The sequence below is a fragment of the Nitrospiraceae bacterium genome (assembly GCA_020632595.1).
Taxonomy (GTDB): Bacteria; Nitrospirota; Nitrospiria; order Nitrospirales; family UBA8639; genus Nitrospira_E.
The window spans coordinates 1-24,524 of the sequence record JACKFF010000002.1 but is presented as its reverse complement, the minus strand read 5'-3'; the positions used below and the strand labels follow the sequence as shown (position 1 = coordinate 24,524).

General features: G+C 52.3%; 27 protein-coding genes. 8 read left to right on the top strand and 19 right to left on the bottom strand.

Going from position 1 to position 24,524, the window contains the following annotated elements; all coding sequences use genetic code 11:
• Nucleotides 1-4: 4 nt before the first annotated feature.
• The 5 genes from H6750_05320 to H6750_05300 form a co-directional block, all read right to left on the bottom strand.
• Nucleotides 5-580 (bottom strand): thioredoxin family protein, encoded by a 576-nt coding sequence (locus tag H6750_05320; GenBank protein ID MCB9773729.1) that lies wholly within the window; start codon nt 578-580, stop codon nt 5-7.
• Nucleotides 581-708: 128 nt separating this feature from the next.
• Nucleotides 709-1,020: a zf-HC2 domain-containing protein gene (locus H6750_05315; GenBank protein MCB9773728.1), complete on the bottom strand. Its 312-nt coding sequence runs from the start codon at nt 1,018-1,020 to the stop codon at nt 709-711.
• Nucleotides 1,021-1,025: 5 nt separating this feature from the next.
• Complete coding sequence (locus H6750_05310) at nt 1,026-1,595, bottom strand: sigma-70 family RNA polymerase sigma factor (protein MCB9773727.1); 570 nt, start codon at nt 1,593-1,595, stop codon at nt 1,026-1,028.
• Between the two features lie 349 nt (nt 1,596-1,944).
• Nucleotides 1,945-2,442, bottom strand: coding sequence for a response regulator transcription factor (locus tag H6750_05305; protein MCB9773726.1), 498 nt, complete (start codon nt 2,440-2,442; stop codon nt 1,945-1,947).
• 611 nt (nt 2,443-3,053) lie between these two features.
• Nucleotides 3,054-4,670: a hypothetical protein gene (locus tag H6750_05300; GenBank protein ID MCB9773725.1), complete on the bottom strand. Its 1,617-nt coding sequence runs from the start codon at nt 4,668-4,670 to the stop codon at nt 3,054-3,056.
• A 305-nt stretch (nt 4,671-4,975) separates the two neighbouring features.
• Between H6750_05300 and H6750_05295 the strand changes: the two genes are divergently transcribed.
• Nucleotides 4,976-5,305, top strand: coding sequence for a multidrug efflux SMR transporter (locus H6750_05295; protein MCB9773724.1), 330 nt, complete (start codon nt 4,976-4,978; stop codon nt 5,303-5,305).
• 18 nt (nt 5,306-5,323) lie between these two features.
• Here H6750_05295 and corA read toward each other — a convergent pair whose 3' ends face one another.
• Nucleotides 5,324-6,388, bottom strand: coding sequence for a magnesium/cobalt transporter CorA (corA, locus tag H6750_05290; protein MCB9773723.1), 1,065 nt, complete (start codon nt 6,386-6,388; stop codon nt 5,324-5,326).
• 335 nt (nt 6,389-6,723) lie between these two features.
• Between corA and H6750_05285 the strand changes: the two genes are divergently transcribed.
• The 5 genes from H6750_05285 to H6750_05265 all read left to right on the top strand — a co-directional run bounded on the left by H6750_05285 (nt 6,724) and on the right by H6750_05265 (nt 10,674).
• Nucleotides 6,724-7,740 (top strand): molybdopterin-dependent oxidoreductase, encoded by a 1,017-nt coding sequence (locus tag H6750_05285; protein MCB9773722.1) that lies wholly within the window; start codon nt 6,724-6,726, stop codon nt 7,738-7,740.
• 21 nt (nt 7,741-7,761) lie between these two features.
• Nucleotides 7,762-8,577 (top strand): DUF547 domain-containing protein, encoded by an 816-nt coding sequence (locus H6750_05280; protein MCB9773721.1) that lies wholly within the window; start codon nt 7,762-7,764, stop codon nt 8,575-8,577.
• A gap of 202 nt (nt 8,578-8,779) precedes the next feature.
• Nucleotides 8,780-9,463 (top strand): hypothetical protein, encoded by a 684-nt coding sequence (locus H6750_05275; GenBank protein MCB9773720.1) that lies wholly within the window; start codon nt 8,780-8,782, stop codon nt 9,461-9,463.
• 22 nt (nt 9,464-9,485) lie between these two features.
• Nucleotides 9,486-10,181 carry a TIGR04283 family arsenosugar biosynthesis glycosyltransferase gene (locus H6750_05270; GenBank protein MCB9773719.1) on the top strand — a complete coding sequence of 232 codons (696 nt, stop codon included), beginning with the start codon at nt 9,486-9,488 and terminating at the stop codon, nt 10,179-10,181.
• Between the two features lie 229 nt (nt 10,182-10,410).
• On the top strand, nt 10,411-10,674 hold the full coding sequence (locus H6750_05265; GenBank protein ID MCB9773718.1) for a hypothetical protein: 264 nt from the start codon (nt 10,411-10,413) through the stop codon (nt 10,672-10,674).
• Between the two features lie 14 nt (nt 10,675-10,688).
• Here the strand turns inward: H6750_05265 and H6750_05260 are convergent, their stop codons facing one another.
• Complete coding sequence (locus tag H6750_05260; protein ID MCB9773717.1) at nt 10,689-10,883, bottom strand: hypothetical protein; 195 nt, start codon at nt 10,881-10,883, stop codon at nt 10,689-10,691.
• 196 nt (nt 10,884-11,079) lie between these two features.
• Between H6750_05260 and H6750_05255 the strand changes: the two genes are divergently transcribed.
• Entirely contained in the window at nt 11,080-11,313 is a 234-nt protein-coding gene (locus H6750_05255; protein ID MCB9773716.1) for a hypothetical protein, read from the top strand.
• A 126-nt stretch (nt 11,314-11,439) separates the two neighbouring features.
• Here the strand turns inward: H6750_05255 and glgA are convergent, their stop codons facing one another.
• A complete protein-coding gene (gene glgA / locus H6750_05250; protein MCB9773715.1) occupies nt 11,440-12,648 on the bottom strand; it encodes a glycogen synthase in 1,209 nt (402 codons plus the stop codon).
• Between the two features lie 357 nt (nt 12,649-13,005).
• Here glgA and H6750_05245 point away from each other — a divergent pair, with 357 nt between their 5' ends.
• Nucleotides 13,006-14,667: a fumarate hydratase gene (locus H6750_05245; protein MCB9773714.1), complete on the top strand. Its 1,662-nt coding sequence runs from the start codon at nt 13,006-13,008 to the stop codon at nt 14,665-14,667.
• 253 nt (nt 14,668-14,920) lie between these two features.
• On the opposite strand, the gene H6750_05240 is transcribed toward H6750_05245, so the two are convergent.
• From H6750_05240 to H6750_05190, 11 genes are all read right to left on the bottom strand, one after another.
• Nucleotides 14,921-15,331 (bottom strand): hypothetical protein, encoded by a 411-nt coding sequence (locus tag H6750_05240; protein ID MCB9773713.1) that lies wholly within the window; start codon nt 15,329-15,331, stop codon nt 14,921-14,923.
• A gap of 739 nt (nt 15,332-16,070) precedes the next feature.
• A complete protein-coding gene (locus H6750_05235; protein MCB9773712.1) occupies nt 16,071-16,550 on the bottom strand; it encodes a putative molybdenum carrier protein in 480 nt (159 codons plus the stop codon).
• A gap of 277 nt (nt 16,551-16,827) precedes the next feature.
• A complete protein-coding gene (locus H6750_05230; protein MCB9773711.1) occupies nt 16,828-17,793 on the bottom strand; it encodes a VTT domain-containing protein in 966 nt (321 codons plus the stop codon).
• Nucleotides 17,794-17,852: 59 nt separating this feature from the next.
• On the bottom strand, nt 17,853-18,710 hold the full coding sequence (locus tag H6750_05225; GenBank protein ID MCB9773710.1) for a GNAT family N-acetyltransferase: 858 nt from the start codon (nt 18,708-18,710) through the stop codon (nt 17,853-17,855).
• 30 nt (nt 18,711-18,740) lie between these two features.
• Nucleotides 18,741-18,959: a 4-oxalocrotonate tautomerase family protein gene (locus H6750_05220; protein ID MCB9773709.1), complete on the bottom strand. Its 219-nt coding sequence runs from the start codon at nt 18,957-18,959 to the stop codon at nt 18,741-18,743.
• A gap of 119 nt (nt 18,960-19,078) precedes the next feature.
• Entirely contained in the window at nt 19,079-19,624 is a 546-nt protein-coding gene (locus tag H6750_05215) for a dihydrofolate reductase family protein (GenBank protein ID MCB9773708.1), read from the bottom strand.
• Nucleotides 19,625-19,661: 37 nt separating this feature from the next.
• Nucleotides 19,662-20,012 carry a TfoX/Sxy family protein gene (locus H6750_05210; GenBank protein MCB9773707.1) on the bottom strand — a complete coding sequence of 117 codons (351 nt, stop codon included), beginning with the start codon at nt 20,010-20,012 and terminating at the stop codon, nt 19,662-19,664.
• A 70-nt stretch (nt 20,013-20,082) separates the two neighbouring features.
• Entirely contained in the window at nt 20,083-21,339 is a 1,257-nt protein-coding gene (locus H6750_05205; protein MCB9773706.1) for an FAD-binding oxidoreductase, read from the bottom strand.
• 652 nt (nt 21,340-21,991) lie between these two features.
• On the bottom strand, nt 21,992-22,948 hold the full coding sequence (locus H6750_05200; GenBank protein MCB9773705.1) for a hypothetical protein: 957 nt from the start codon (nt 22,946-22,948) through the stop codon (nt 21,992-21,994).
• 327 nt (nt 22,949-23,275) lie between these two features.
• On the bottom strand, nt 23,276-23,803 hold the full coding sequence (locus H6750_05195; GenBank protein ID MCB9773704.1) for a gamma-glutamylcyclotransferase: 528 nt from the start codon (nt 23,801-23,803) through the stop codon (nt 23,276-23,278).
• A gap of 42 nt (nt 23,804-23,845) precedes the next feature.
• Nucleotides 23,846-24,391, bottom strand: a complete 546-nt coding sequence (locus tag H6750_05190) for a pyridoxamine 5'-phosphate oxidase family protein (protein MCB9773703.1) — start codon at nt 24,389-24,391, stop codon at nt 23,846-23,848.
• Between the last annotated feature and the right edge of the window lie 133 nt (nt 24,392-24,524).

Sequence of the window (24,524 nt, the reverse complement as noted above, 5' to 3'; positions counted from 1 at the left end):
CATATCAGTAATCCGGCTCATTCCCGGGCTTCCATTTAATACTGCAGCCCGCACTCGGCTTTTGCACCACGGAAACAGGTTTCTTATTCAGAACGGCCTCCAGCGCCATTCGTAAATCCCGGCCGGTCACGGGCTTCCCGTTTCCCGGTCGGCTATCATCCAATTGTCCCCGATACACCAGTTTGCCTTCTTCATTAAACACAAAAAAATCCGGCGTACAAGCCGCAGTCAAGGCCTTCGCCACCTTTTGAGATTCGTCATAACAATAGGGAAAACGAAAATCCAATTCCTCCGCCATTTCCTTCAGTCTTGCAGGAGAATCCTGAGGGTAACGTTTCGAATCATTACTACTGATCGCCACAATGCCAACATTTTTCCTTTGATAATCTCGACCGAGTTTGGCTAATTCCTCTTGCACATGAACGACATAAGGGCAATGTCGACAAATACACATCACCAAAATGGCCTGTTTGCCGACAAAACTTTCATGGGACACCATATGACCAGTCCGAACATCCGGTAGGTCAAAGTGAGGCAAGGGTGTCCCCAGCGGGAGCATCGTCGAATCTTTCAAGGCCATGATCCACTCCTTTAGGCTAATTAAGACCGATGAGTTGGCGTGAATGAGTACAATCGGAAAATTTGAAGTCCTGTTTACCACATCGGGTGGAAAGAGAGAAGAGGTCCACAGGTCATCACTGAAATAAATCAATCGGTTTCAGAGTTGACGGAAGACTGAGGGGAACGCTGTTTCCAGGCTCGAAACCGCTCAAGCAGCTCATCTTTCACATGTTGGGGAACGGGTTCAGGAGGCAATTGGCGCAAAGTCGCAATGGTATATTTCATCTGACGTAAATAATTACGGCAGGCAAAACACAGGCCCAAATGCATTTGAAATCGAATTCGCTCCGTAAAAGTCAGCGCCCCATCCAGGTAATCGGTGATGAGTTGGGATATTTCCTGGCAGGAAAAATTTCCCACCAAATACCGCGTAAGTTTGTATTTCAGATTTGTATCCATTGTCTTTAGGTGTTCTTTCCGTGAACATAGGGATTAAGCTCGCGGCGTACTCTGGTGCGCGCCCGATGTAACAGCACACGTTGATTGGTCTCACTGATTTCAAGGATGTTACAGACTTCTTCAGAGCTGACACCCTCGATATCACGCAAAGTCATCACCTGCCGCTGCATAGCCGGCAAGTTTTCAATTGCGGTTTTAATAGCTGCTCGGCATTCCTTTGACAATAATACCCGTTCAGGCGTATCCGGTTCCCAGTCGTGAGGTGGATCTTTCCAATGCCCCATTCTGGACCCTTCTGCCACGAAAAGCGATTCTTCCAAAGAAGGCCCCTCATCGGCATCCGGAGAAGCCGTGCTCAGCCCGGACGGCTCATAGCGACTCTCTCGTATTCCTCGTGTTTTGGCCCGATTCGTCAAAATCCGGAAAAGCCAGGTTTTAAAGGATGACCGGCTCTCAAACCGATGAATGCCTTCAAATACCCCCATCCAGGTTTCCTGGACGACTTCTTCGGCTACAGCCCGGCTTGGGACATAGGACATGGCTAACCGCAATAACGAACCGGAATACCAATTCATCACAGCCGCGAACACCTGGTCATCACCAGATTGAAGTGCCCGAACCAGCCCCGGCTCATCAAGTTTGAGCGTATCGGGCACATTGAGGGAAGAGAGAGAAATGAGCAACCTCAGAAAATTTCAAGATCCGCCAAACACAAACCAGAGAATTATCCTTAGCCTGATAGTCACAATCAAGGGTTTCCCCGATAGAAATTTCGTATGACGGATCCATACTTTTATCCGACACAAGGAACCAACAGGAAAAAATAGGCAGGCACTGCAGATGAACAGTCAACCGGATTGCGACATGATGGCAGGATAGAAGGGAAAAAGAGAGAAGGGACAGCCGGGCAAACGCCTGGATCCGTTAAGTATCCTGAAAGATTTGGGCAAGGATGCCCGTTCGAGTAGTGGTTTTCGTTTTCTTGAGAAGATGGCGAACATGTTCTTTGACCGTATGTTCACTAATCTCCAAATGTCGAGCAATTTCCTTATTGGTCCATCCCTCACTGATATATTTCACAATTTCTACTTCCCGACTGGTCAACCGATACTGCTCCTTAGCCTGGGTAGACACCATCCGCCGTTCACGTCCGATTTTCTCCATAATGATAAGCATACAGGCTTCATCTTTTTCGGTATGGGCCGCCAATGGAAAACCCCTGAGTAATACAGGCGATTTCACATCACCTGTCACTCGTCTCAACTCATGCTGGCCCTCCACCAACTGGTTCTCGGGATTGGCTAATAGTGTCCGAAGGGATTCACATAACTCCAAGACATCGGCAGGCCAGACACCTCGCGCCTCGGCATCATAGGCATCTCCCATGATTTGGCGACTTAAGGTCTCTGCTTCGGCATTCATAAACAGAACGTCCCCGGATCCCGAGAAAAGCAATACTCCGGGAATTGATCGCCGGTCGGCAATTTCCTGGAGCCGGGATAGACCATTTCCCTGTGTGGATTTTGGAACAGTCGTACAAGGAATGCCGATAGATCGTCGACTCAAGGTGTACTCCGTGGACCAGGTTATGCAGCGATGTAAAATCCCCTACCGACAGCGTGGAAGGGAGCCACAACTCACGGAGCTTGATGCCCCGCTACCGCTACGAATGATCTTATTGAACTGTTGTCGGAGTGTGAAAGAAGAAACTTAAATAAACAGATGGGGACGACGAAGAAAACTTTCACGATGCCGCAGAAAGCACTGGAGCCATGAAGGCTGAAGCATTTCCTGCCTATGCCCCATGATGCAAGAAGGAAAACACGAGTCTTCCAATGAAGAATCTTTTTTCAAGCCGGATTCCGGTTCGGAACAATCACCCGGCGGCTCACACAGCCGGTGCGGATACCGGTCCTCTTCCGAATTACCACAATCAAGGGAGGGTACACATACTAAAAAGCCACACTTACCTGAAATTCGAAAAAGGCGACACAATCCGGACAACGCTAACCCCTGCCCCCAGACTGAAGAACTCAAAAACGGGCAGCCGTCAAGGTCACATCGGCATCGCTCCATACCTGGCGGAACGACTGAAGAACGCTGTCAGCTGCATCGGTTTTGCCCTGGGCGCGTAAACTCTGTTCCAATCCAAAAAGCGCCCACCCGTTTTGAGGATGATCCTGGAGATCTTCTCGAAATATGCGCTCAGCTTCGACAACGTTCCCGGCCTCCAGGAGCACCGCACCCAACACCTGGCGCGATGGGAGATACCAATCTTTCGGTTCCGTATAATTCAATCCGTCTTCAAGTTCGACGGCACGCTGCAACTGTCGAACCGCCTCCTCATAATTTCCGTGACCTGTCGCCATTTCTCCTCTCAGAACCGCCTCCGCAATGGCCAGAATTTCGGCAATATTATTCAGATCAAGAATCGTCAGTTTCGCCACCGCAGGGTCACGGGCAATCTCCGCGAGTTTCATGGATTCCTGTTGGGCAGCCTCCAGTTTCCCTTGACGCACCAATGCTAATCCACGGGCATAATGCCAGATAGCGGTGGGATACCGTAAATCTACCGGGGGCGGGGGCTCGGCGAGAATGTTGGACCACTGCCCGAAGGCAATGTTGGTGTAGAGGGGAATAATCCAAAAATGTTGGATGGTACCGGCGATGCCGGGAGCGCGCATCATCTCAGGCTTGACCGAGGCCGCAGTATCGAGAGCCGCCTGCATCGCCAATTGCTGTTGCCCGAGCTTAATCGCCGCTGCCCAGAGGAAATGTGAATTGTGGGGAACATAGGCCGCTGTATACAGACTTTTCTCGTGAGCATGCTTCAAATAGTGCTCATCAACTTTAACAGCATGTTGATTGGCCAAGACGGCATCTCGGTACCGCCCCACACGAATATAGATATGCGCAGGCATATGCACGAGATGTCCTGAGCCAGGGACAAGGGCTGGTAATCGTTCCGCACTGGGAAGAGCCTTCTCGGGATGCGACGAGGCTTCCATGATATGAATGTAGAGATGATTGGCTAACGGATGACTGGCAGATTGGTCTAACACGGACTCCAACTTCGATACAATTTCCGGTGTCCAGGGTTTAGGATCTCCACCCCTACTCCAAAAATCCCAGGGATGCAGGTCCATCAGCGCTTCAGCGAATAAAGCCCCAATGGTCGGGTCGTCGGGAAACTGCTGTGCGACAGTGCGCATCGCTTCGGCATAGGCCACGTCGAGTGGGGACCGATCGGTCATCACCTTTTTGGAGTAGCGCATCGCCAGCGCCTGAATGAGCGCGGCCTCTTTTTCGGTGGCCTGGTCTTTCAGCGCGACCGCCTTTTCCAGTGCCGAGAAGGCCTGAGGAACGACCGACAGATCCATCGGCGCATTGATATTCGGACCGAGCACCAACGCCTCACCCCAATAACACATGGCGCAGTTTGAATCGCGTCTTTGAGCTTCCTGGAAAGACCTGGCTGCTTCGGCATGATTAAACCCAAAGGACAAGATGAGTCCCTGATCAAAGTACCGTTGTGCCATCGCTCCATTGGAGGATATCGGAAAGTGATGTCTCCCTAATCCCTCTTGAAGTAGGACGGACTCTGCCAAAGCCTGATTCGGGAAGGGCATACCCATTCCGGTCAGAGCCATAATACCCAGGATCGTGAACACCTTTGAATGCCTATGAATGTCCATTATTAGTTCTCCTCATCCTCAGGGACCGCACCAGCGATCGTATTATAGATCTTCCTTATCGCAATTGACATTTTATGGGCAACGTGTTTTTCCTGGGGATTTGGACTTCTGTTCCACATTTCTGATTGACGACACTCGACGGTTTGCTCCATATAGTGTTTCACCAGCATTTTCGTTAGGCTACCAAGCCGGAAAAATTTTCGCAGGCTAAGTCGGTTGATGGAAGAAAGCCTCTTGCAGACATTGAAAGGATTGTGACGATGACCTATTTGTATTTGTTTATGGCTATTGTGGCAGAAGTGATTGCAACCAGTTCACTCAAGGCCGCCGACGGTTTCACCAAATTAGGCCCAAGCCTTTTAGTGGTCATTGGATATTTCGCGGCATTTTTTCTGTTAAGTCTCGTGTTGAGAAGTATGACGGTCGGCATTGCCTATGCTATTTGGTCGGGGGTCGGCATCGTTCTCCTGGCGCTCGTAGGTGCAGTCGCTTTTCGGGAAATTCCAGACACGCCGGCAGTCATTGGAATGGGATTGATCATCGCCGGCGTGATTGTCATTCATGCCTTTTCCCAAACCGTTCGGGTATAGGGCGTCTGTCCCCGGCTCTTAAATCCAATGCTTCTTTCGAAAAGCCCACAACATGCCGATCGCAAGAACGAGCATGAGGCTCATCACAAGCGGATAGCCCCAGGGCCACTCCAATTCCGGCATCACTTCAAAATTCATCCCATAGATCCCCACGATAAACGTCAATGGAATAAAAATGGTCGCGATCACGGTCAGCACCTTCATGGTTTCATTCAGCCTATTACTTAAACTGGTGAGATAAATATCCATCATTCCCGCCAGCATATCACGATAGGTTTCGGTGGTCTCGATCAACTGGATGGCGTGATCGTACACATCCCGAAGATAAATATGCGTGGACGAATGAATCAGCGTTGAGTCGCCTCGTTCCAAATGACTGAGCACCTCCCGAAGCGGCCAAATAGCTCGACGAAGGAGAATCATCTCATGTTTAAAGGAATGCAACCTCCTCAGCGCTTCCCGATCTGCCTGCGTGATAAGTCGTTCTTCAAGCTGTTCAATATCCTCACCCAACTGTTCCAATAAAGGAAAGTATTGATCCACGATCGTGTCAAGATGGGCATAAGTGAGATAATCACACCCCATTTTTCGCAAACGGCCTTTCTCATTGCGCAGACGTCCCCGGAGATCGCCAAAAGGGTCGTCCTTCCCTTCGAGGAAACACAACACAAAATTCTTTCCCACAATCAGGCTGATCTGTTCAACCATAAGTGACTGAGCAGGGTCACTCCTCGACACGGCCTTCATGACTAAAAATAGATACTCGCCATAGTCTTCAATTTTTGGTCGCTGATGGGTATTGACGATATCTTCCATGACCAAAGGATGCAGTCCGAAGGCTGCACCCAATTGCTGAAGCCCTTCGATGTGGTGGATGCCCTGAACGGTGATCCAGACATGTTCTGCAGTGTTTGCCAGCGGCAGGACCTCTTCCACTCGATGGGTTCGAATTTCGTGAAATGCCTGCTCTGAGTAGGTCAACGCCGTCAGGGACATCTCCTCGAGTTTCTGCTCACCAATATGCACCGGTGTCCCGGGCGGCAGTCCGGATTTACTGGATCGTTTTTTTCGGTGCCCTTTCATCGTCTGCTCCTTCGATAATCTCCTTCAAAAAACCCCAGGCGCGAACCGGATTTCATTGTCTCACAGACCATGTTCGGTTTGCATTGGAACAGCGAGCAGGGAAATCCGGAATCGGCCTTCTTTGTTTCGTCTCCTCACCATAGTTCCCCGAGCAGGCCCTTGCTCTCCGATAGATTGCCGGCACCATGAAGCTTTTTCGAGAAACCAACCCCATTAATCCCTGAACGCATTACCCGACCCTTCGCACTGTTCAGACCGGACCAATCAACCTCGAACATCTTTCCGGCACGACTTCACTGTAACGTCTTCATTTAAAAAGAGACCATATTTCCAACATGGGAAACTTCACCCAGACATTGATGTCCCGCCGCCGGTTCCTGCAATTAGGCGGGACCCTGGCCGTGGCTCCCTTATTCTTGGCCACCCATTCGGCCGGGGCCGGCATGTGGAGCCAACTATTTGGTTCCACCAAACGCACCACAAGTCCCATCACCTCCAATGATGAATTTTATATCACGTCTTACCGTACTCCTCCCTTTGTACCTGCTGATCGATGGGCGCTGACAATTCGAGGAACGGTCATATCCCCGTTTACCCTTACCTACCGGGACCTGCTCGCCCAACCGGCGATCACAGAAATCGTCACGTTGGAATGTGTCGGCAATGGGGTCGCGGGAGAAGCGATCGGCACGGCTGAATGGCAGGGAGTCCGGCTCAAAGCGCTCTTGGATAAGGCCAGGGTCACCTCACACACTCAAGACGTGGTCTTTCACGCCGCCGATGGATACTCCGACAGCCTCCCCATGGAACGGGCCATGATGGATGACATCATGGTTGCCTATCGCATGAACGGGGTGCCCCTGCCTTTGGGACATGGATTTCCAGCCAGAATGATTGTACCTGGGCATTACGGCATGAAGCATGTCCAGTGGCTCACGGGAATCGAGCTCGTGCCCTCGGATTACAAAGGCTATTATCAACGTAAAGACTGGTCGGATGAGGCCATCGTCAAAACCAAGTCCTGGATCACGGATCCGCAAACCGGAGATACCTTGCCCGCCAAAAACCTATTCACCATGCAGGGCTTTGCTTTTGCCGGATCCCGGGGGATTCGGCAGGTGGACATCAGCACCGACGGAGGGGCATCCTGGGCGGCCGCGACCCTGGCCCCGTCACTTTCTGCCTACTCATGGGTTATGTGGAGTTATCCATGGGAACCGCAAAAACCCGGTGACTGCCACATTTTGGCTCGAGCGACTGATGGAACAGGGGAACAACAATCGTCGCAGGAAGATCCGCCATTTCCCGACGGAGCGTCGGGATTGCAAGAGGTAATCGTTTCAATAATCTAAAAACCGGACCCTGCCAACATTATGCAATGGATCACGGGATTTTCCAGCCAGGGGAGATTGCCCCTCATTCTTTTCATCTCCTTCGTCTTTTCCATGGGCTGCTCGACTATCCCCAAAACCTTTACTCCTTCTCATCCCATTTCTCCGGAGATTTTCAACCATGAAAACTTTCATCAAGCACTCATGGCTCATGTAAAGAACGGCGTGGTGGACTACCCCCAGCTCGCTCACGATCCACACTTGACTCGTTACCTTCAGCTCCTTCAACATATCGCCCCCCAGCAACTTTCGACTCCCAACCATCGTCTGGCCTTTTGGATTAATGCCTATAATGCTTTTGCCATCAAAGGCATCATTGATGGGTATGCTCCAACCTCGCTGACCGGGCGATACACGTTTTTTATCGGCCGGACATACCAGGTGGGAGGGGAATTGTTGAATTTGTATGACCTGGAACAGCACATTTTGATTCCCGACTTCAAAGAACCCCGGATACATTTTGCTATTGTCTGTGCCTCACAATCCTGTCCAAAACTTCAATCGGCCGCCTACACTCCGGAGTCACTCGATCAACAACTCACGGCAAGTGCCCGACAGTTTTTGAACGATCCCACACGCAACCGGTTCGACCGGCAACGCCACATCGCCTATCTGTCAAAAATCTTCGATTGGTTTTCCGAGGATTTCATCAATCATTCAGGTTCATTGCTGGGCTATGTCGCACAATTCGTCACAGATCCTGAGCTCGCGAACGAAATCCGCCGGAACACGTATACCATTGAATTTCTCGACTATGACTGGAGCCTCAATGGATTCCCTCCTCTCCCCCCTACATAAAAATTCTGGTGGTCCATTCCCGTCTCATTTCATCCTAGGCCTTCTTTTTCGATGAAATTTTGCTGATGAGCTGTAACATCCAATACCCCTCGGAGACTGCCTAAGTGAAGAAACGTTGCCTGATCCAAGTGGAAAACTCTGGACAGAACGCTTTTGTCCGGCTAAATGTTGCAGGGCTCAATAGTTTGGAGAAAATGTCGGCATGTTGGTGAAATATGGCGAGCACGCCCACCTGGCGGAATTACTCCAATTTATGGTTCTGGGCGAACAATTGGCCCACGATTGTGCGAAAGCGCAGGCCACCTTGGTAAGGGAGCCAAGTCTGCAACGTTTTCTCGCCGGCCAGGCCAAGCAGGAGGGACGACATGCTGTGGTCTTTCAATGGGCGATCCGATGGCTGGTTCCACGGAGCCCGCAGTCTCTTGTCATTCCTCACCAGATGAAGCAGTACCGCCGGCTCATCATGACCGCCCTGACACAGGGGGACGTTGCGGAATCTCTTCTGGCGGAACAAATTATTCTGGAGGGGTTAGGGCAAGCTATTTTGCAAAGGCTGGAAACGGGTCTTCTTAAACGAGGCGCCCCATTTCGAAAATTACGCCAAATACTCCTCCAACAGGAAGAGGCCCATCACGGTTTTGGACTTCGCACATTGCAGAGGATGTTGGACGACGGTTGCACATCCATTGACCACCTAAGGGAATTAGCCCCCGCATATTTGGAATTGGGAAAAGCGCTTTTGTTTTCGGCACAGGACTCCTTCCATTGCATTCAGGAAGATCCTCACGAATATTGGAAAGACTTTCAACGCGGCCTTCCCGTATGGTTAAAAGAACATTCTCAGGCTAGCTCCTCACTACCGATTGGTCATCACATGGACCGGTAAACGGGGCGCGCAGAATAGTCTTATGATTTGGGTCATCATTCCCACCTACAATGAAGAGAAGGCATTACCGCACACCATCAGCTCCGTGTTGTCGCAATCAACACCCTACCAGGTCATCGTCGTGGATGGAGGAAGTACCGACCGCACTCTTGAAGTCCTCCGGCAGACCTCTCAAATTTCTTGGTGTACCGCCCCCAAAGGACGCGCATCACAAATGAATGCAGGCGCCCGATTTGTGATCCAGCAGCAGGCCTCTGCCGATGATTGGCTCCTGTTTCTCCATGCAGACACCCAACTCCCTCGCGGGGCCTTCCAGCAATTACACCATCTTGCCTCAGACCCTTCCTCTCAAGCAGGCGGATTCCGCCATCGCTTCTCTGGAAAGGATTGGCGATTACGGATGATTTCCTGGTTGGATAATCTCCGATGCACACATTCACATATCATCTATGGGGATCAGGCCTTATTTGTGAGGCAGGGCCTGTTCGCCCAATTGGGAGGATTCCCTATGCAAGCCGTTCTGGAAGATGTCGTGTTTGGACAGACCCTTCTGAGGAAAACGACTCCCCGTCTTTTGCCGTTGACGGTCATCACCGATTCCCGGAAATTTGTCAAAATGGGGATATGGCGAAGTTTTATTCGCGTCCTCCTGATTATCCTGCATGTGGAATTTGGGCTACCCACATTTTCTCCTGCTTTTTTCCGGGACGTCCGGTAAACCCCCTCGGCTTGCCTCCTTCGGTGGGATTTCCATAATTTTGTCGTGGATTCGAGGCATCTTCTTCTCGCAGAAACTAACGCTCAGGAATGGTACACAATGAACAAATACTCCACCAGACAGCCTGTGTCGATGGCAGAATCCCCATCGGGTTTCTCAAGAAATTCTCCCGAAAACCTCAAGAGTTCAGGGGGCCCGCTCCGATATGTTTTCCATAAGAGATTCCATCATGAGCCATCGCCACGAACCCATGCCTCATTCGGAAGATTTACCGAATTTCCTTCGGGAATTCGACGATAGTGATTTGCAGCGCTATACCTGTTTCTCCAGCGAATTTCGCGATCAACGGATGGAAGCCGGCGCCATGGCCGAAGCAGGCTTTTGGAATGCCGTCGTGAACCTGTGTATTGATGAACGATTGCGGCGGGACCAGGATATTAAGCGATTAGAATATATGTATCGAACCGGCGTGGATCCGGAACACAACCCCTGAACGGTTCACACATATCACGTTCCCTCTTCCGGATTCTCTGTCTTCCAGGCCTCTAATCGCTTCCGGGCTTTTTCAGCAAATTCACTCTCAGGATGTTGTTGAATAACCCGTTCATATAATTCTTGAGCATGGGCGCGATTATGCTGTTGCTCCTCAAACTGGGCCGTTTCAAATAATTGTCGAGGATCTTCCCCGCAACCCCACACCATGACACACAACACACCAAGCCCGATCCACCGGGAGCAGGCGCACACACTGGATGACATGTTTTTCATCGAGAAAATTCCTCCCAAGAATTCCTCTTACACTAAGGAACGCGTAAAGAACGGCCGATACACATTCTCATGCGCGCTGTGACTAATAATCATTATTTTCATCTCCAACTTGAGGAAGGCCAGTTGACTTATGCATGCTGAAGACGAACTGCTTGAATCGCTCAGAAGTTTTAACGATTGCGAAATTCGAGTGTATACCCGATTTGCGACGGAATGGCGAGACCAACGATTAACCGACGGGTCACAGGCTGAAGTCTCCTTTTGGAATTCCGTGATCTCCATGCTGGTGGAAGAACGTCACCGCCGCAAAGAGGAAGTGCAGCGCCTTGAGGCCATGTTTCAAACCGGCCACGATCCCGGGTAAGAGACCCGGGTTCACGCCCCCACGCGTGCACGTGGAATGCCCATTCACCCGGACTCCCTGTTCTACTCCCTCCACTAGGCCCCGTTCTATGCTCTTCCATCCGAATCCGCCATACCGCCCCACGCCCTAGCTCTCCCCAAGAACGGTTTCATACAGCGCCTTCGTGCGTTTAGCAATTTTGTCCCAGCCAAAAAGTTCTTCCGCCCGCCGTCTCCCGGCTTTCCCCATGGGCGCCCGCAATTCAGGGTCTCGCATGAGTTGATTCAACCGATCGGCCAAGTCCTGTGCAAACCGCTCAGGATCTTTCGGACTGAAGGGAGCTTCCTCCAATTGGTCAACCGGCACCAAAAATCCCGTCTCATCCTCCACAACGACCTCAGGAATGCCACCGACAGCAGAAGCCACCACAGGCACCTCACAAGCCATGGCCTCTAAATTAATGATCCCGAACGGTTCATAAATGGACGGACAACAAAAAACCCCGGCATGAGAATACAACTCAATGAGACTCGGCTTGTCGAGGATATCGGGTATCCAATAAATATGCTTTCGATGGGCTGAAATCTGGTCGAGCGCCTCTTTCATTTCAGCGGCCATGGCCGGCGTATCAGGGGAGCTGGCGCACAACACCACAGGAAACTCCTCATCTAAATAAGAGAGAGCCTGAATCAAATAGGTAATACCCTTCTGCCGGGTCATTCTCCCTACAAACAACACATAGGGTTGTCCGGCAGGAATTCCATATCGGGTTAACACCTCCTGGCTTTGGACATTTCGAAATTCTTGAAGGTCGATGCCGTTATGAATGACATGAACCCGCTCTTCGGGAACCTGAAACAATTTGAGAATGTCTTTCTTGGTGCCTTCGGAAACGGCAATAATGGCATCGGCCATTTCGAGGGCTGTTTTCTCAACCCACAGAGAAAAATCATACCCGCCGGCTAATTGCTCCCGTTTCCATGGCCGGAGGGGCTCCAATGAATGCGTGGTGATGACCAGCGGAATCCCGTAATTGAGCTTGGCCAGAATGCCACCCAAATGGGTATACCAGGTATGGCAATGAATCAGATCCGCGCCCACCCCTTCGGCATTCATTTGCCAGGAGCGCTGCACCGCGCCAAGAACGGAATGCAAGGGTTTGGGAGCCGTAAACGGAGTGTCTCCTAAGGGAATCCCATGCACCTTCAGATTGCCTTGTTCCAGGCGTTGGTCACCAAAACAGCGGACTTCGATGGGAAGAAGATGTGATAATTCCCGACTCAAATACTCCACGTGCGCCCCGGCGCCACCATAGGTGTAAGGGGGAAATTCATTGGTGAACATCAAGACTTTCATGGGCAACGACACTCCATTATGATCGTGAAGACTTCCAGCAGCCTGCTACATTAAAAGAAAATTCATACGATGTCACCTTCCTTTCAAAAAAAACGTACGGAGAAAAATGGAAGGACCTGCTCCAGACAACGCGCCACCGGGATGACTGCAGGCTGTGACTCTCACAGGTCCCTTTCAAAATCGCGGAGAAATCCTCTAAAGTCCGGGAGACCAAAAACTCGAGACTCACTTGAAGTTTCAATGGAAGAAAACGCACAATTGAGATTCAAATGAACACGAGATCGCAAGCAGACCGGACAGCCATTGGGACCAATCATCAGATCTTTAAGGTCATAGACGAAAAGGGGAACGAGAAACATGGGCGAATTCCAGTACCAGGCAATATTTGAACATCAAGCAGATATGACCAGCTATCGAAAACTCACGTCGGACTATGTCTCCACCACGACCTGTGACGGCCGGGAACTCCTCAAGATCCAACCCAAGGCTCTCACACTTCTGGCGAGAGAAGCCATGGATGACATTGCCCACTTGTTGCGACCAAGCCACCTTGCGCAGCTAGCCAAAATCCTGGAAGACCCCGAGGCCTCTGAGAATGACCGGTTTGTCGCGTTAGAACTGCTCAAAAATGCCAACATTTCGTCCGCCCGCGTGCTCCCAGGCTGTCAGGATACCGGAACAGCCATTGCCATGGGGTACAAAGGGCAACATGTTCTCACCACCGGTGATGATGCCGAAGCCCTTTCCCGCGGTATCTTCGAAGCCTACAACACGCGTAACCTGCGGTATTCTCAAATGGCGCCACTCGACATGTACACCGAAAAAAATACCGGGACGAATCTTCCTGCACAAATCGACCTCTACGCCAAACCCGGATCGGAGTATCATTTTTTATTCATTGCCAAGGGCGGCGGCTCCGCGAACAAAACCTTTCTCTATCAAGAGACCAAAGCTCTCCTAAATCCCAAGTCCCTGCTCGCGTTTGTGGCGGAAAAAATCCGCACCCTGGGCACCTCGGCCTGCCCGCCTTATCATCTGGCCTTTGTCGTGGGTGGACTATCCGCAGAATTCACATTAAAAACCGTGAAACTGGCCAGTTGTCATTACCTGGATGATTTGCCCACCTCAGGCAACACCCAGGGGCGTGCCTTTCGAGACCTCGACCTGGAGAAACACATTCTTCAACTCTGCGCCGAAACCGGGATCGGCGCCCAATTCGGCGGAAAATACTTCGCCCACGATGTCCGAGTCATCCGCTTGCCACGACATGGGGCCTCCTGTCCGGTCGGTTTGGGCGTCTCCTGTTCAGCCGATCGACAAATCCTCGGAAAAATCACCAAGGAGGGGGTCTTTCTGGAACAGCTTGAAACCAATCCAGCCAAATACCTTCCAGATGTGACAGACGAAGATCTGGAAGGGCATGTTGTCAAGATCGACCTCAACCGGCCGATGTCGGAAATTCTGGCTGAGTTGCGCAAGCATCCCGTGGCCACTCGTCTCTCCCTCACCGGCCCCATCGTCGTGGCACGGGATATCGCGCACGCCCGACTCAAAGAACAATTAGATGCTGGAAATGGATTGCCCCAATACCTGAAAGATCATGTGGTCTATTACGCCGGACCAGCAAAAAAACCACAAGGCCATGCATCGGGATCGTTCGGCCCCACCACGGCCGGACGGATGGATTCGTACGTCGATCAGTTTCAGGAAGCTGGCGGCAGCATGGTCATGCTGGCCAAAGGTAACCGTTCCAAGCAAGTGCGCGAGGCCTGTGGAAAGTACGGCGGATTTTATCTGGGATCCATCGGCGGCCCCGCCGCACGGCTGGCCGAGCATAGCATTAAAAAAGTGGAGGTTCTGGAATTCGAAGATCTCGGGATGGAAGCGGTGTGGAAAATTGAAGTGGAAGATTTTCCGGCCTTCATCGTCATCAATCACGAAGGCAAGGATTTTTATGCCGATTTGGTCTCCCAACGTCCTCCGGCTTTGGTTCAGCCAGAGGACAAGATGAAAAAATAGAAGACAACCTATCGACGGGAGGATGAGGCGCGTTCGAGCCTCATCAAAACCGCACGTTTTAGAGAGCGAAAAGAAAGTCGTCTTCCTGTAGAATGTGATTTGGAAAGTCATCTAAGACGGGAATGTTTCGGAAAACTTTACAGAATCATTCATGAAAGAGAACATTCCAACTCCTGACCTCCTATTTTACAGACTGAAGAATTGATTGCAGCAGGCAACCAGCAACATCTCAAAGATTTCCAGCTATTCAAGGCTATCCGGTTGGTTCGTATCCTGCCTCCTTAAGGCATCGGTTCACAAAATTTTGATACGCGGGATTTGGTTCGGAACTGGCTGCTCCAAAGAGCCCTCGTACAAATCCCTGTGCCGCTCCAGCAGCAGCGCCAAAAGCTGCTCCAATTCCTGCATCGCCGGTTAGAAGCCCTATTACTGCACCGCCGGCAGCCCCGATGGCCGCGCCAGTGGCCGTTTGCCCGGCAACGTGTTCTCCGGCATTGGAGTGAGGGACCTGGTCGTCAGCGAGTTTTTCACAGGCGACAATGTCCTTTTCCGCCTGCTCCTCACCAACTTCCTGGAAATGAACATTGGGAGAGACCTTCGTCCTGCTACTGGAACACCCTGCCAGGGCCGTTAAAAACACAAAGAGGAATACCCAAGCCACCATGAAGTGATTCTGCCGGTTTTTCATAATGTTCTCTCCGATCAAGTCTGGTGATGATCCAGTGCATGATGACAAGAAAGGATACAGATCCTGTGTTTTTTTCCCATAAGAATTGAATGGACGTAGTTTGAGTAACTCAAGGTCTATGCCAAAGGGCATCATTAAGAAAATTCTCTTGTTTTTCATGGCCGGAACCTCTTGTTTTCATTTAAGACCAGGGAAATTTCCTTTTTCCGAGAATCCCAGTGTCACAGAATGAAACACAAAAGTGTGCCTAAGCTGTTTCAAACAAATTAACGCCACCTGAGCAGAAGGAACTGAAGGACTGAGGGACTTGTGAAAGGGGAGTGTTGAATAATAAGGATGTTCAAGGGCAAAATTGCCCAGGATTAGATTTCTCATCAAAGGCTCCGGGTCGGTTCAAAAAACCATGCCCTGAGTCTTCTCGAAGGGTCCGTCCAGCAAGGCCGCAGCCGTTTTTACGCGCGGAGCGTACGCTGAGTACGTGAGCACGGGAAAATGGCGAGAACGCCGCTGGCGGCTTTTTTCAACAGACCCGAAAGGAAAAGGTGAAGATGGGTTCGTCACCCATTGCAAAGACAAGAACGTTTACACCGGACTGACCACCCGGAAATCTTCGAGCCTCATCCCGATTGGCGATTCAGAGGAAATGAAAGGCATTCCCAGAAGCCAGGGCACTGACCGTCATCGGCGCAACTCACAAGATAAAGCCAGTATCCCCTTAGCGATTTCTGTCCCCGGGAAGGATAGCTTCTTCCAGCAGCACTTTGGTGAGATCATAGATGGCAGGATCGTCGCTCGCTCTGGGGCCAGCCACATTCAGGATTGCCGGGTGAAGATCTTGCATCCATCGGCAGACCTCCGGCACAACCTGGTCCATCGATTTTCGAAGGAGATCGACATGAAGAATAGGCTTGCCCAGACGCATGGCGACTGCAACCGTGAATGCCGATCCTCCTGTCGGTGCCCCACGGGTAATCAGTATCGTCGCGTCGGCGTCCCGCACATTGAGCTCAGTCCGGATATTCGGATCGTCGGAGTCTGTCTCGACAAGGTTCGGGTAATGTGCGGGAATGACGCCGTCTTCCGCCATCCGCCCTTTCGGAACCCATCCGCCACACTCGATTCCTAAGTGCAATGCGAAATCAAGGGCTGCGCGATCAGCGCCAGTTTGCCCTCCCGAGACAATTCGAAGAACCATGTGAATGGAATGTTCTGTGTTTGCAGTTGAGCAGATAAGCAAAACCCGTCAGTTCAAAAAGAGCATCTGCGCAAAGAGATGGCGGATGCCGATGTCGTCGGCCGGATCCCGGTTTGAGAGCAGCGAGGCAGCAGCATAGCGGTAAAGTCAGGGACGACCATACTGTTTTCTTCTAGTCCGCATTATTCATGGCGGTGCATGAATCGGAAAAGAGAACCATTTATCACGCTGCAGGCTTCTCTCCTTCATAACGTCTCAATCATCAGGACAACCAGACTCACCCGGCAACAAGATCAGTGGCGACGGGGGCCGATATGGCTTCAAGCGGAAAGTCCCGTTCGCGCCAGGCGTCGAGGCCGCCAGCCAGGGGCCGCACTTTCCTGATTCCCCGTCTCCGCAACATTAACGCCATCATGGCAGCCGTCGCCTCGTTCGGGCAGGCACAGAATAAAATGATGTCACTCTGTCGCGGGATATCGCCATGCCGCAGTTCTAATTCATCCGCGGTCATGCGCAGAGCGCCTGGAATGGTGTAAGGGTCTGCTTCGTGATCCAACGGCCCGCGCAGATCCAACACAAACACCTCCTGGCCGTTGTCCATCATTCCTTTCAGCTCGTCTACGGTAATGCGGGCCATTCGCAACTCGCGCAACACCCATTGCCGGTGGGCAAACTTGAAGGCGATATAGGCCACGAGGCCGATACCCAGTGCCACCAGGAAGTACATGCCCGCGCGGGACTGTTGCGCGGCAATGGCTTCGATCTCGTTGCTGAAGACATACCCCGGCAATATGAATGTCAGAGCCCAGAGCCCGGCACCCAGTCCGTCATAGCCGAGAAAACGACTGAACCTGATTCCAAAAAGACCGGCCATCGCCGGCGCCAGCGTGCTCAAGCCCGGCAGGAACTTGGCGAGAATCAGCGCGCGGATCCCGTAACGGGTAAAAAAATTCTCGGTCCGCCGCACGCAAAAATCAGGTTCCAACGAAATGCGGCAGAGAAGACTGAGAGCCTGCCGGCCTCGACGCCGGCCCACCTCGTACCAGACCACATCGCCGGCCAAACAGCCGACAAGAGAAAGAACGATGGCGACACCCAGATCCATCTGCCCGGCACCCGCCAGAGCACCGGCCGCCAACAAGACCGGAATTGCCGGAATCGGAAGACCGACCTGCTCGGCGAAGACGATGGCAAACAGCATGATTCCCCCATACTGGGAGACGAATTGGCTGATTTCGTTCACATGGACTCCGACACGACGGAAAGCATGTTCAGATCACCCTCAGAAGGGAAAGAAGCCGTTCAATACACCACAGAAGGCAGAAATGCTCCATCCGGTTGGTTATACAGCCCCATACTCATCAAGGTCATCGGCTGAACCACGCGCAGGCCTTTCTCCAAACACCAGCGCAGCAACTCACTATTGCGTGTGGGCAGCAGGAAACCCGGTCCCGGAAAAGCGGGAGCCGCCCCGATGAGCGCCTTCAGATCTTCATTGTCCTTGGCGACCGCATGGCCGAAAAAACCAACCACGGTGGCATATCCGGTAATGCGGCCCTCACATTCGACCACGGTGGCCGTCTGTTGTCTGATGGCGTCCAGCAGCTCGGATTTCCGGTCATGGCCATGGACCTGAATACACAGCCGATTGCAGTCCGGCATATCCCCTTCAAGCGCCGGACGGACGTCATGACCGGGTATCCCGATTCCGAGAACCGGTCCTTGAATCGTCGAAAGCGGTTCACGGGAGTTGAAACCCAGTTTGGTATAAAGAGACAATGACCGATTATGATACGCCGCTTGCACCAGCCGGATGCCGGCGAAATGGTTCTCCCGCGCCCGTTCCACCACATGCTCCATTAAACGTCTGCCCACAGTCCCGTTTTGGACCGCCGGGTCCACGGTGATCGGACCGACCCCGGCAATGACGGTATGCTCCCAGAGGAAATTGCTCCCGATGACCCGCCCGTCCATTTCGGCCAAAACGGAATGGATATCAGAACGCGAGAACAGGTGGGAAAACAATTGAACGGCTATCTCCGGGGCGGGAAAATCAGGAGGGAAATTATGCCGTTTGGCTATAGCCGTAAACGCGTTAAAACAAATCGACCCGCACGTTTCTGCATCTGCAGGACCACCATTTCGTAATCTAAGGTTCATAGGTTTCACTACCCCCCGAATCGTCAATCGTCATTCGCTCGAGGACAATCGGCCCTGTTGCGTGTTCCATTCATCCGTCAGCACTCCGGAAAATCCCCAGTCTTCTTCATTAATCTCTTGAATCACCACATGGATGTGGTCGGGGTTTTTCCCCAACACGCGAACCAGGGAATCCGTGACGTCTTTCACCAATTCCGCCTTCTGCTCTCTGGAAACACCCTTCGTCACTTGAATATTCACATATGGCATGAGGCGTCCTTCGTGTGAGTCAAATATTTGCATGACATGTTACACGCCTTGGCCGACAGCAAAAAACTATCCTACCAAGTTGGTGAGTGGCTGGCTGCAACCCACCCGGAAGCAGTCTCCTATTCGACAACATGCCGTCGTACCGCATAGTGGCTTTGCACCAACCCATTCGCATACGGTCGTGTCTCAAGATGCTGCAAGTGGATCTCGCGAGAAAGCGGTCCGAACAGCGGAATGCCTGTCCCGAGAAGAATCGGAACCGTCGTAATAATTATCCGGTGAATCAGGTCTTCGCGAAGGAACCCTTGAATGGTCTTGCCCCCGTCAATATAGAGATGCTTCCATCCACGCGCGGCCAGGCGTTGCACCACCTCATGCGGTGGGGCATGCATGGGCTCGACCGTACTTGCGATGTCCTTTCTAATAGCTAGGGTTCCACCGCTGAGAACCACCACGGGCATTTTTCCATAGGGCCAGGTGCCGAAGGATAATACCATCTCATAGGATTTTCGCCCCATCACAATCGCATCAACGGAATCAATAAATTCGTGATATCCGTAATCCTCCGTCCCGGCCTCTCCCACCCCGGGAAGCCAGTCGATCCCTCCGTTCTCGCGGGCAATAAATCCATCCAGGCTTGTGGCAATAAAGACCGAGCCAGTCATCTCTCCCGCTCTACGGGTCATGATGTCCATCTGACAATCAGTTTCTCTGCTTTGCTTTCTTCACCGGCTTTTTTGCACGCACGGCCGCCTCATATGATCGATTAGCCCAGCCTTTCGCCTCCGCAGGATCCTCAAAGATCTCCTCCGGGGCCATATAGTAGGACATCTTCAACGTCTTGCCCTGTTTTTCGTATTGGAACGGCTCTAATCCCCGTTCTTCAAAAAATGGAGCCAAGGTCTCGTCGGCTTTCAGATACAACACATCATCCGCCACCAGCCCGAACATCAATCCTTTGTGGAACAGGCCATAGCCACCGAACATCCGTCGTGGATGAATCGGGCCAAATTGCGCGAACACCTCTTCGAGAAATGCAACGTATTCGCTCATCTGAATGGTAGGATAACCCTGTACCTCAACTAAGTGGCAGGAGGATAATACTATGACAGAACCCTGGTGGTCAGCTTCCTCTGTCGTGACGATAAAAAAACCCTCCAGGATCGTAGATACGACGGAGGGCCTGAAGCCGTTGCCAGTTGGCAGGTGCGAATGACCGCTCGGCACGCCCCGGTTCCGCGACAATGTCCGACTCCCCCACGTAATGGCCCACCGCAAACGAGTCCAGAGCCGCGACAGTCGCCCGATGCCAGTCGGCATTCACTTCGTCATCCTCCGGCCGCTCCCAGATGGCATAGCTCAAGAGTAAGGTGGAGGCTGTCATCGAAAAGGCCGCGTCGGGTCTCACGGCCAGACGGCCTTCCAATCCGGTGGAAAATGCACACAGCGCGAGTGACTTCGGTGAGGGTGCCTGCAGGAAGGCATTGCGCACAGCCGCCAGTTGTCGCCCCGGTGAGGAGTTTGACCACAGCGTATCGGCCAGACAGCGATGGTGCTCCGGCCAGAACCTGCCGCCCATGTCGAGCAAGGCGTCCATTGTGGCGGGCTGATTCACATCCTTTCCCAGACATTTAGGAATAACCGGGCAGGTCTCCAGAAGACTCAGTGTGGCGACGGCTTCATCGGGTGTGTCGAAAAAACCCGTCGCCGCCAAGACACAGACAAGGCCGTTGCCGGACCGGCACCGCTCGACAAAAGCGGGGGGCGCCTGGGCACAGAAAATCGTCAGCTCTATTTTTTGCGGCAACTGTCCGGCAACACCCGCTGCCCACGCGCCAACTTCTTCAATGCATTCCAGCGGGTAAAAGTAGGTACTGGTCATGATGGCACGCGGCATCGGATACAGCTTGAGAAGATATTGTGTGACGACGCCAAAGAAGCCAGGCCCCGCTCCGCGGATCGCCCAGAGCAGATCAGCGTGTTGCGCTTGATTGGCAATCACGAGATTGCCATCAGCCAGCACGACATTGGCGGCCTCGACACTAAAGCAGGCCGGCCCCCATGTGTTCCAGTTCCAGCCCAGCCCCCCATTCAGCAGATAGCCGCTCATGGGAACGGTCTGGCAATGCCCGACAGGAAAGGCCAGCCCGTGCGGGACCAACTGCTGGTTGAGGGCCTGCCCGGTGACCGCCGGTTGAACCGACGCCGTGCGAGTCTGGTGACCAACCGAGATTTGATTGAGGCGTCCAAGATCGATCAACAGGCTCCCGTTACACAGCGGGAATCCCACCCAACTATGTCCCCCGCCACGCACGGCAATATTCATGTTCTGCGTGCGGGCAAACCGGACGGCCTCAACGACATCCTGTTCACTCGCCACCTGCACGACCACCTGCGGATAGCGCTTCGGCGTCAGCTGATTCCAAATGAGCGAGCGCCTGAGTTGTTCGTACCCGGCGTCGGTTGCCACCATCACTTTGCCTTCAATTCGACTCTGCAGCGCTTTCACGTCCATCCCAAAATTCTATCCTCTGCGAAGCCCGACAAGCAGCATTCATAATGTGGGGTTGGACACATCCTGGAGCTTTTCCTATAAGTCGCTCCTAAGGATTGTCCCTGTATTTTTTTATGGTTCTTCCGAGCTTTCTGTGTGTGCACCCATTACCCTCTGAGATATTTGCCAGAGGGTGCTTCCTCGTGATTCCCCCCCTCTGTAAGGGGAGGCTAGGTGGGGTAGAGTCTCTGAAATATCTAACAGCATTGATGTTTTCCACCACCACTTCCAGGCGATGATGCTACCTCCCCTCCGCCCCTCCTTACAAAGGAGGGGAACTTAAGAACGATCAGCCTCGATTTTTACCCCTACTATTTTCGGAACAACGTTTTTATAGAACTAGATAGAATCCGTGGCTGAGGGGCAGACTTAGGCACTTCGGTTCCAATTGAAAGCGTGGCTCATGAAACTAGGGACTGACACAAACACTCAGATTGCTCGTGGGCTGCAGGGAATGGTCATGCGGCTGAAGGCCGGATCAGAATTCCTGAAACAATCTTCCCCCACCCGCCAACGGGCCTTCAAACCCGTTTTCCCGGAGCGCATACCAAAAAGTGACTGCGTTAATCCCCAGGATAGGAATCCCTAGCACCGGCTCCAATTGCTCCGTCACATTGATCAAGCTCATGTTCGTGCCACACTGGACGACCGCGTCCAATGCATGTTCTTCAGTCGCCAACAACTCCTGAATGGCCCTTTCCTTGGCCGGGTCCGGAACATGCGCGATATGCAGCGCGTTCGCGCAGGAAAACCCCACGCTTGACACCACTTCGTATCCCAGGTCTTCGAACATCTGTGTCGCAGACTCATTCCCTTTCTTGTCGAACGGCGTCAGGAGGCCGATCCGCTTTGCGCCAAACTTCCCCAGCGCCGTGTGAACGGCATCATGCCAGGTGGCCCAGGAAAGACCGGAGTATTCTTCAATCTCCTCCATCGGAGCTCGAATGGCTTCAATGCCGCCCAGGATATGTTCCAGGCTCATGCCCATGATCATATATTGGGGCTCCGCCATCGACGCCACATCCACCGCCGCTCTCAAACCGCCCAGGAACTGTTTTTTATACGCCCGCAAATCCTCTTCCGTTTCCAATCTCGGCCTCGGCGTCATGACGGTGGCGGTGTGAAGGCCGACCCCACGTAACCCGTCCGGTCCCTGATTCTTAAAAATGATGCTCCACAGTTCGTGCTCCATGCTGGTATTGGTGGCAGGAATGATCAGCCCGAACTTTCGTCTAAAACTCCGCACATCGGGATATCCGGTGGATGGGTCGATCTCATCGAAGTTTTCGGCTTTAATGCCATTGTGAATCACGCCGGGAGGTGCCAGAGCAGGCATGGGCGGGACATTCACGTCGGGGATGGTGATCGATTTTCCGGACAGTTTGCCAATGATTGTCTGGTCACCACGAGGATGTGGTTTCGATAGATCAGTCATAGGGTCATCCTTCATCTATGTCCAAGAGTCCACAATAGACAACGTCTCGTTGGCTTTAGAATACAGCGTAGGATCTACCATCAGCAAAAAGCTTGTATTGTTTTGAAATACTTTTCGTGCTGTCTAAAAATTGCCGGGTTTCGTCCCGGCAGCCGAGGTCCTTTTGTTTCGGCAAAAGGACCCAAAACCATGGACGCCCCGTCCGGCCTCATTGGATTGATCGGTCGCGAAGCAGGGAGACGGGCAAACTCGCTGCGCTCAAACAAGCCCGTCAGGGACAAGAGCGCCCGATCATGGGGCCGGACGGCAGGCGTCGAATTTCCTAAGTTATGAGTTGGAGTATTGAAGGATTCGGTCGATCAACCTTTGATTGTGGATCTGTCTTTCCTCGTCCGGATCTTCAACCGATTCAATCGATTCGATGAAACGAACGTAGGCATGGGGAAACCGTAAATGCCTGGCGCCCAGGACAATCAGCTCCTTATACCAATGAAAGGGCTTTAGGCTATTCTCAATGTAGGATGGCCGAGCCAGGTAGGTAAGACAGGAGTACTCTTGACCATGGAATGCTACCGTGAGTTGGCTATCATGATAACCATTCCCCTCGAAACGGTCGAGAATTGCTTTATGGACTGAATCAATTTGATAGATGGCTCCATACACTCCATCCGATGCTTCTCCCGTGCGGGCCAGGTTGCACTTACTCGACCCATCCTGCCCCCTTTTCTGGAAAGTTAGGCGATAGTGTTTCAACTCAACCACATCAACCAATTCGGCAGATGGCACGCGTTCCCGCAACCGCACAGGGTGGAGGTTCGAACCATAGGCCAAATAATAGAGCAAACTCTCACTCATCTTTCATTTGAATTTCGGAGAAGCATGCGTCCTCTTCCCCCACTACGATCCCAGAATCCCTGTCGGCTTCCCGTCGATACTGAGCTGGTTCCTCTTTTGCCAATACTCCGAGATCCCTTCCTCGCCCTTCTTCTCAGCCCACGTTGAAAGCACACGACGGTCCTCAACATAGTTCATGAAAGGCACGGCATATCCGCAGGAGGTTTGGACTAATTCGATAGACACCAAAAAGTATTGTCGCGTTCCTGTCGTGGAAGGCAATTGAGTCGAAAACTCCGCCCAACGAGCATCCCTCGGATGAAAGACCTGGGCCGTCCCGTAAACGCGAAGGATGCGTGGCGGCCCGTCAAAGGCACACCACATCATGGTTATTCGGTTGAATTCGGCCAGATGGGCTGCCGTTTCGTTTCCGCTGCCGGTCAAGTTCATCCAGAGTATCTCGCGAGAGTTAAGCACACGAAGCGAATCCTGGCCCTTCGGGGAGAGATTGATTCTTCCATCCGGCGCAGCCGTGGCCACAAAAAATACTTTTTGGTCACTAATAAATTGGCTTAACTCATCACTCAGCTCTGGAAATTGAACAGCCACGATAACGCTCCATTGACTTTAGTTGCTCACAACACAGCCCATTTTCAGATCATGCCTAAAGAGGGCACAAAGGCTAAACGAATTCTGTAGCGTAGCCTAACGATAATTGCACCGGCTGTAAAATTTTGAAAGG

What these genes read in the sequence shown, in the direction of transcription:
- H6750_05295 (MCB9773724.1), top strand. Translation starts at nt 4,976, where the DNA reads ATGACCTATTTGTATTTGTTTATGGCTATTGTGGCAGAAGTGATTGCA.
- H6750_05265 (MCB9773718.1), top strand. Translation starts at nt 10,411, where the DNA reads ATGAGCCATCGCCACGAACCCATGCCTCATTCGGAAGATTTACCGAAT.
- H6750_05310 (MCB9773727.1), bottom strand. Translation starts at nt 1,595, where the DNA reads ATGAATTGGTATTCCGGTTCGTTATTGCGGTTAGCCATGTCCTATGTC.
- H6750_05235 (MCB9773712.1), bottom strand. Translation starts at nt 16,550, where the DNA reads ATGGTTCTTCGAATTGTCTCGGGAGGGCAAACTGGCGCTGATCGCGCA.
- H6750_05225 (MCB9773710.1), bottom strand. Translation starts at nt 18,710, where the DNA reads ATGAACCTTAGATTACGAAATGGTGGTCCTGCAGATGCAGAAACGTGC.
- corA (MCB9773723.1), bottom strand. Translation starts at nt 6,388, where the DNA reads ATGAAAGGGCACCGAAAAAAACGATCCAGTAAATCCGGACTGCCGCCC.
- H6750_05315 (MCB9773728.1), bottom strand. Translation starts at nt 1,020, where the DNA reads ATGGATACAAATCTGAAATACAAACTTACGCGGTATTTGGTGGGAAAT.
- H6750_05285 (MCB9773722.1), top strand. Translation starts at nt 6,724, where the DNA reads ATGGGAAACTTCACCCAGACATTGATGTCCCGCCGCCGGTTCCTGCAA.
- H6750_05275 (MCB9773720.1), top strand. Translation starts at nt 8,780, where the DNA reads ATGTTGGTGAAATATGGCGAGCACGCCCACCTGGCGGAATTACTCCAA.
- glgA (MCB9773715.1), bottom strand. Translation starts at nt 12,648, where the DNA reads ATGAAAGTCTTGATGTTCACCAATGAATTTCCCCCTTACACCTATGGT.
- H6750_05245 (MCB9773714.1), top strand. Translation starts at nt 13,006, where the DNA reads ATGGGCGAATTCCAGTACCAGGCAATATTTGAACATCAAGCAGATATG.
- H6750_05270 (MCB9773719.1), top strand. Translation starts at nt 9,486, where the DNA reads ATGATTTGGGTCATCATTCCCACCTACAATGAAGAGAAGGCATTACCG.
- H6750_05240 (MCB9773713.1), bottom strand. Translation starts at nt 15,331, where the DNA reads ATGGTGGCTTGGGTATTCCTCTTTGTGTTTTTAACGGCCCTGGCAGGG.
- H6750_05320 (MCB9773729.1), bottom strand. Translation starts at nt 580, where the DNA reads ATGGCCTTGAAAGATTCGACGATGCTCCCGCTGGGGACACCCTTGCCT.
- H6750_05195 (MCB9773704.1), bottom strand. Translation starts at nt 23,803, where the DNA reads ATGAGTGAGAGTTTGCTCTATTATTTGGCCTATGGTTCGAACCTCCAC.
- H6750_05215 (MCB9773708.1), bottom strand. Translation starts at nt 19,624, where the DNA reads ATGACTGGCTCGGTCTTTATTGCCACAAGCCTGGATGGATTTATTGCC.
- H6750_05305 (MCB9773726.1), bottom strand. Translation starts at nt 2,442, where the DNA reads ATGAATGCCGAAGCAGAGACCTTAAGTCGCCAAATCATGGGAGATGCC.
- H6750_05200 (MCB9773705.1), bottom strand. Translation starts at nt 22,948, where the DNA reads ATGACTGATCTATCGAAACCACATCCTCGTGGTGACCAGACAATCATT.
- H6750_05220 (MCB9773709.1), bottom strand. Translation starts at nt 18,959, where the DNA reads ATGCCATATGTGAATATTCAAGTGACGAAGGGTGTTTCCAGAGAGCAG.
- H6750_05255 (MCB9773716.1), top strand. Translation starts at nt 11,080, where the DNA reads ATGCATGCTGAAGACGAACTGCTTGAATCGCTCAGAAGTTTTAACGAT.
- H6750_05260 (MCB9773717.1), bottom strand. Translation starts at nt 10,883, where the DNA reads ATGGTGTGGGGTTGCGGGGAAGATCCTCGACAATTATTTGAAACGGCC.
- H6750_05280 (MCB9773721.1), top strand. Translation starts at nt 7,762, where the DNA reads ATGCAATGGATCACGGGATTTTCCAGCCAGGGGAGATTGCCCCTCATT.
- H6750_05300 (MCB9773725.1), bottom strand. Translation starts at nt 4,670, where the DNA reads ATGGCTCTGACCGGAATGGGTATGCCCTTCCCGAATCAGGCTTTGGCA.
- H6750_05210 (MCB9773707.1), bottom strand. Translation starts at nt 20,012, where the DNA reads ATGAGCGAATACGTTGCATTTCTCGAAGAGGTGTTCGCGCAATTTGGC.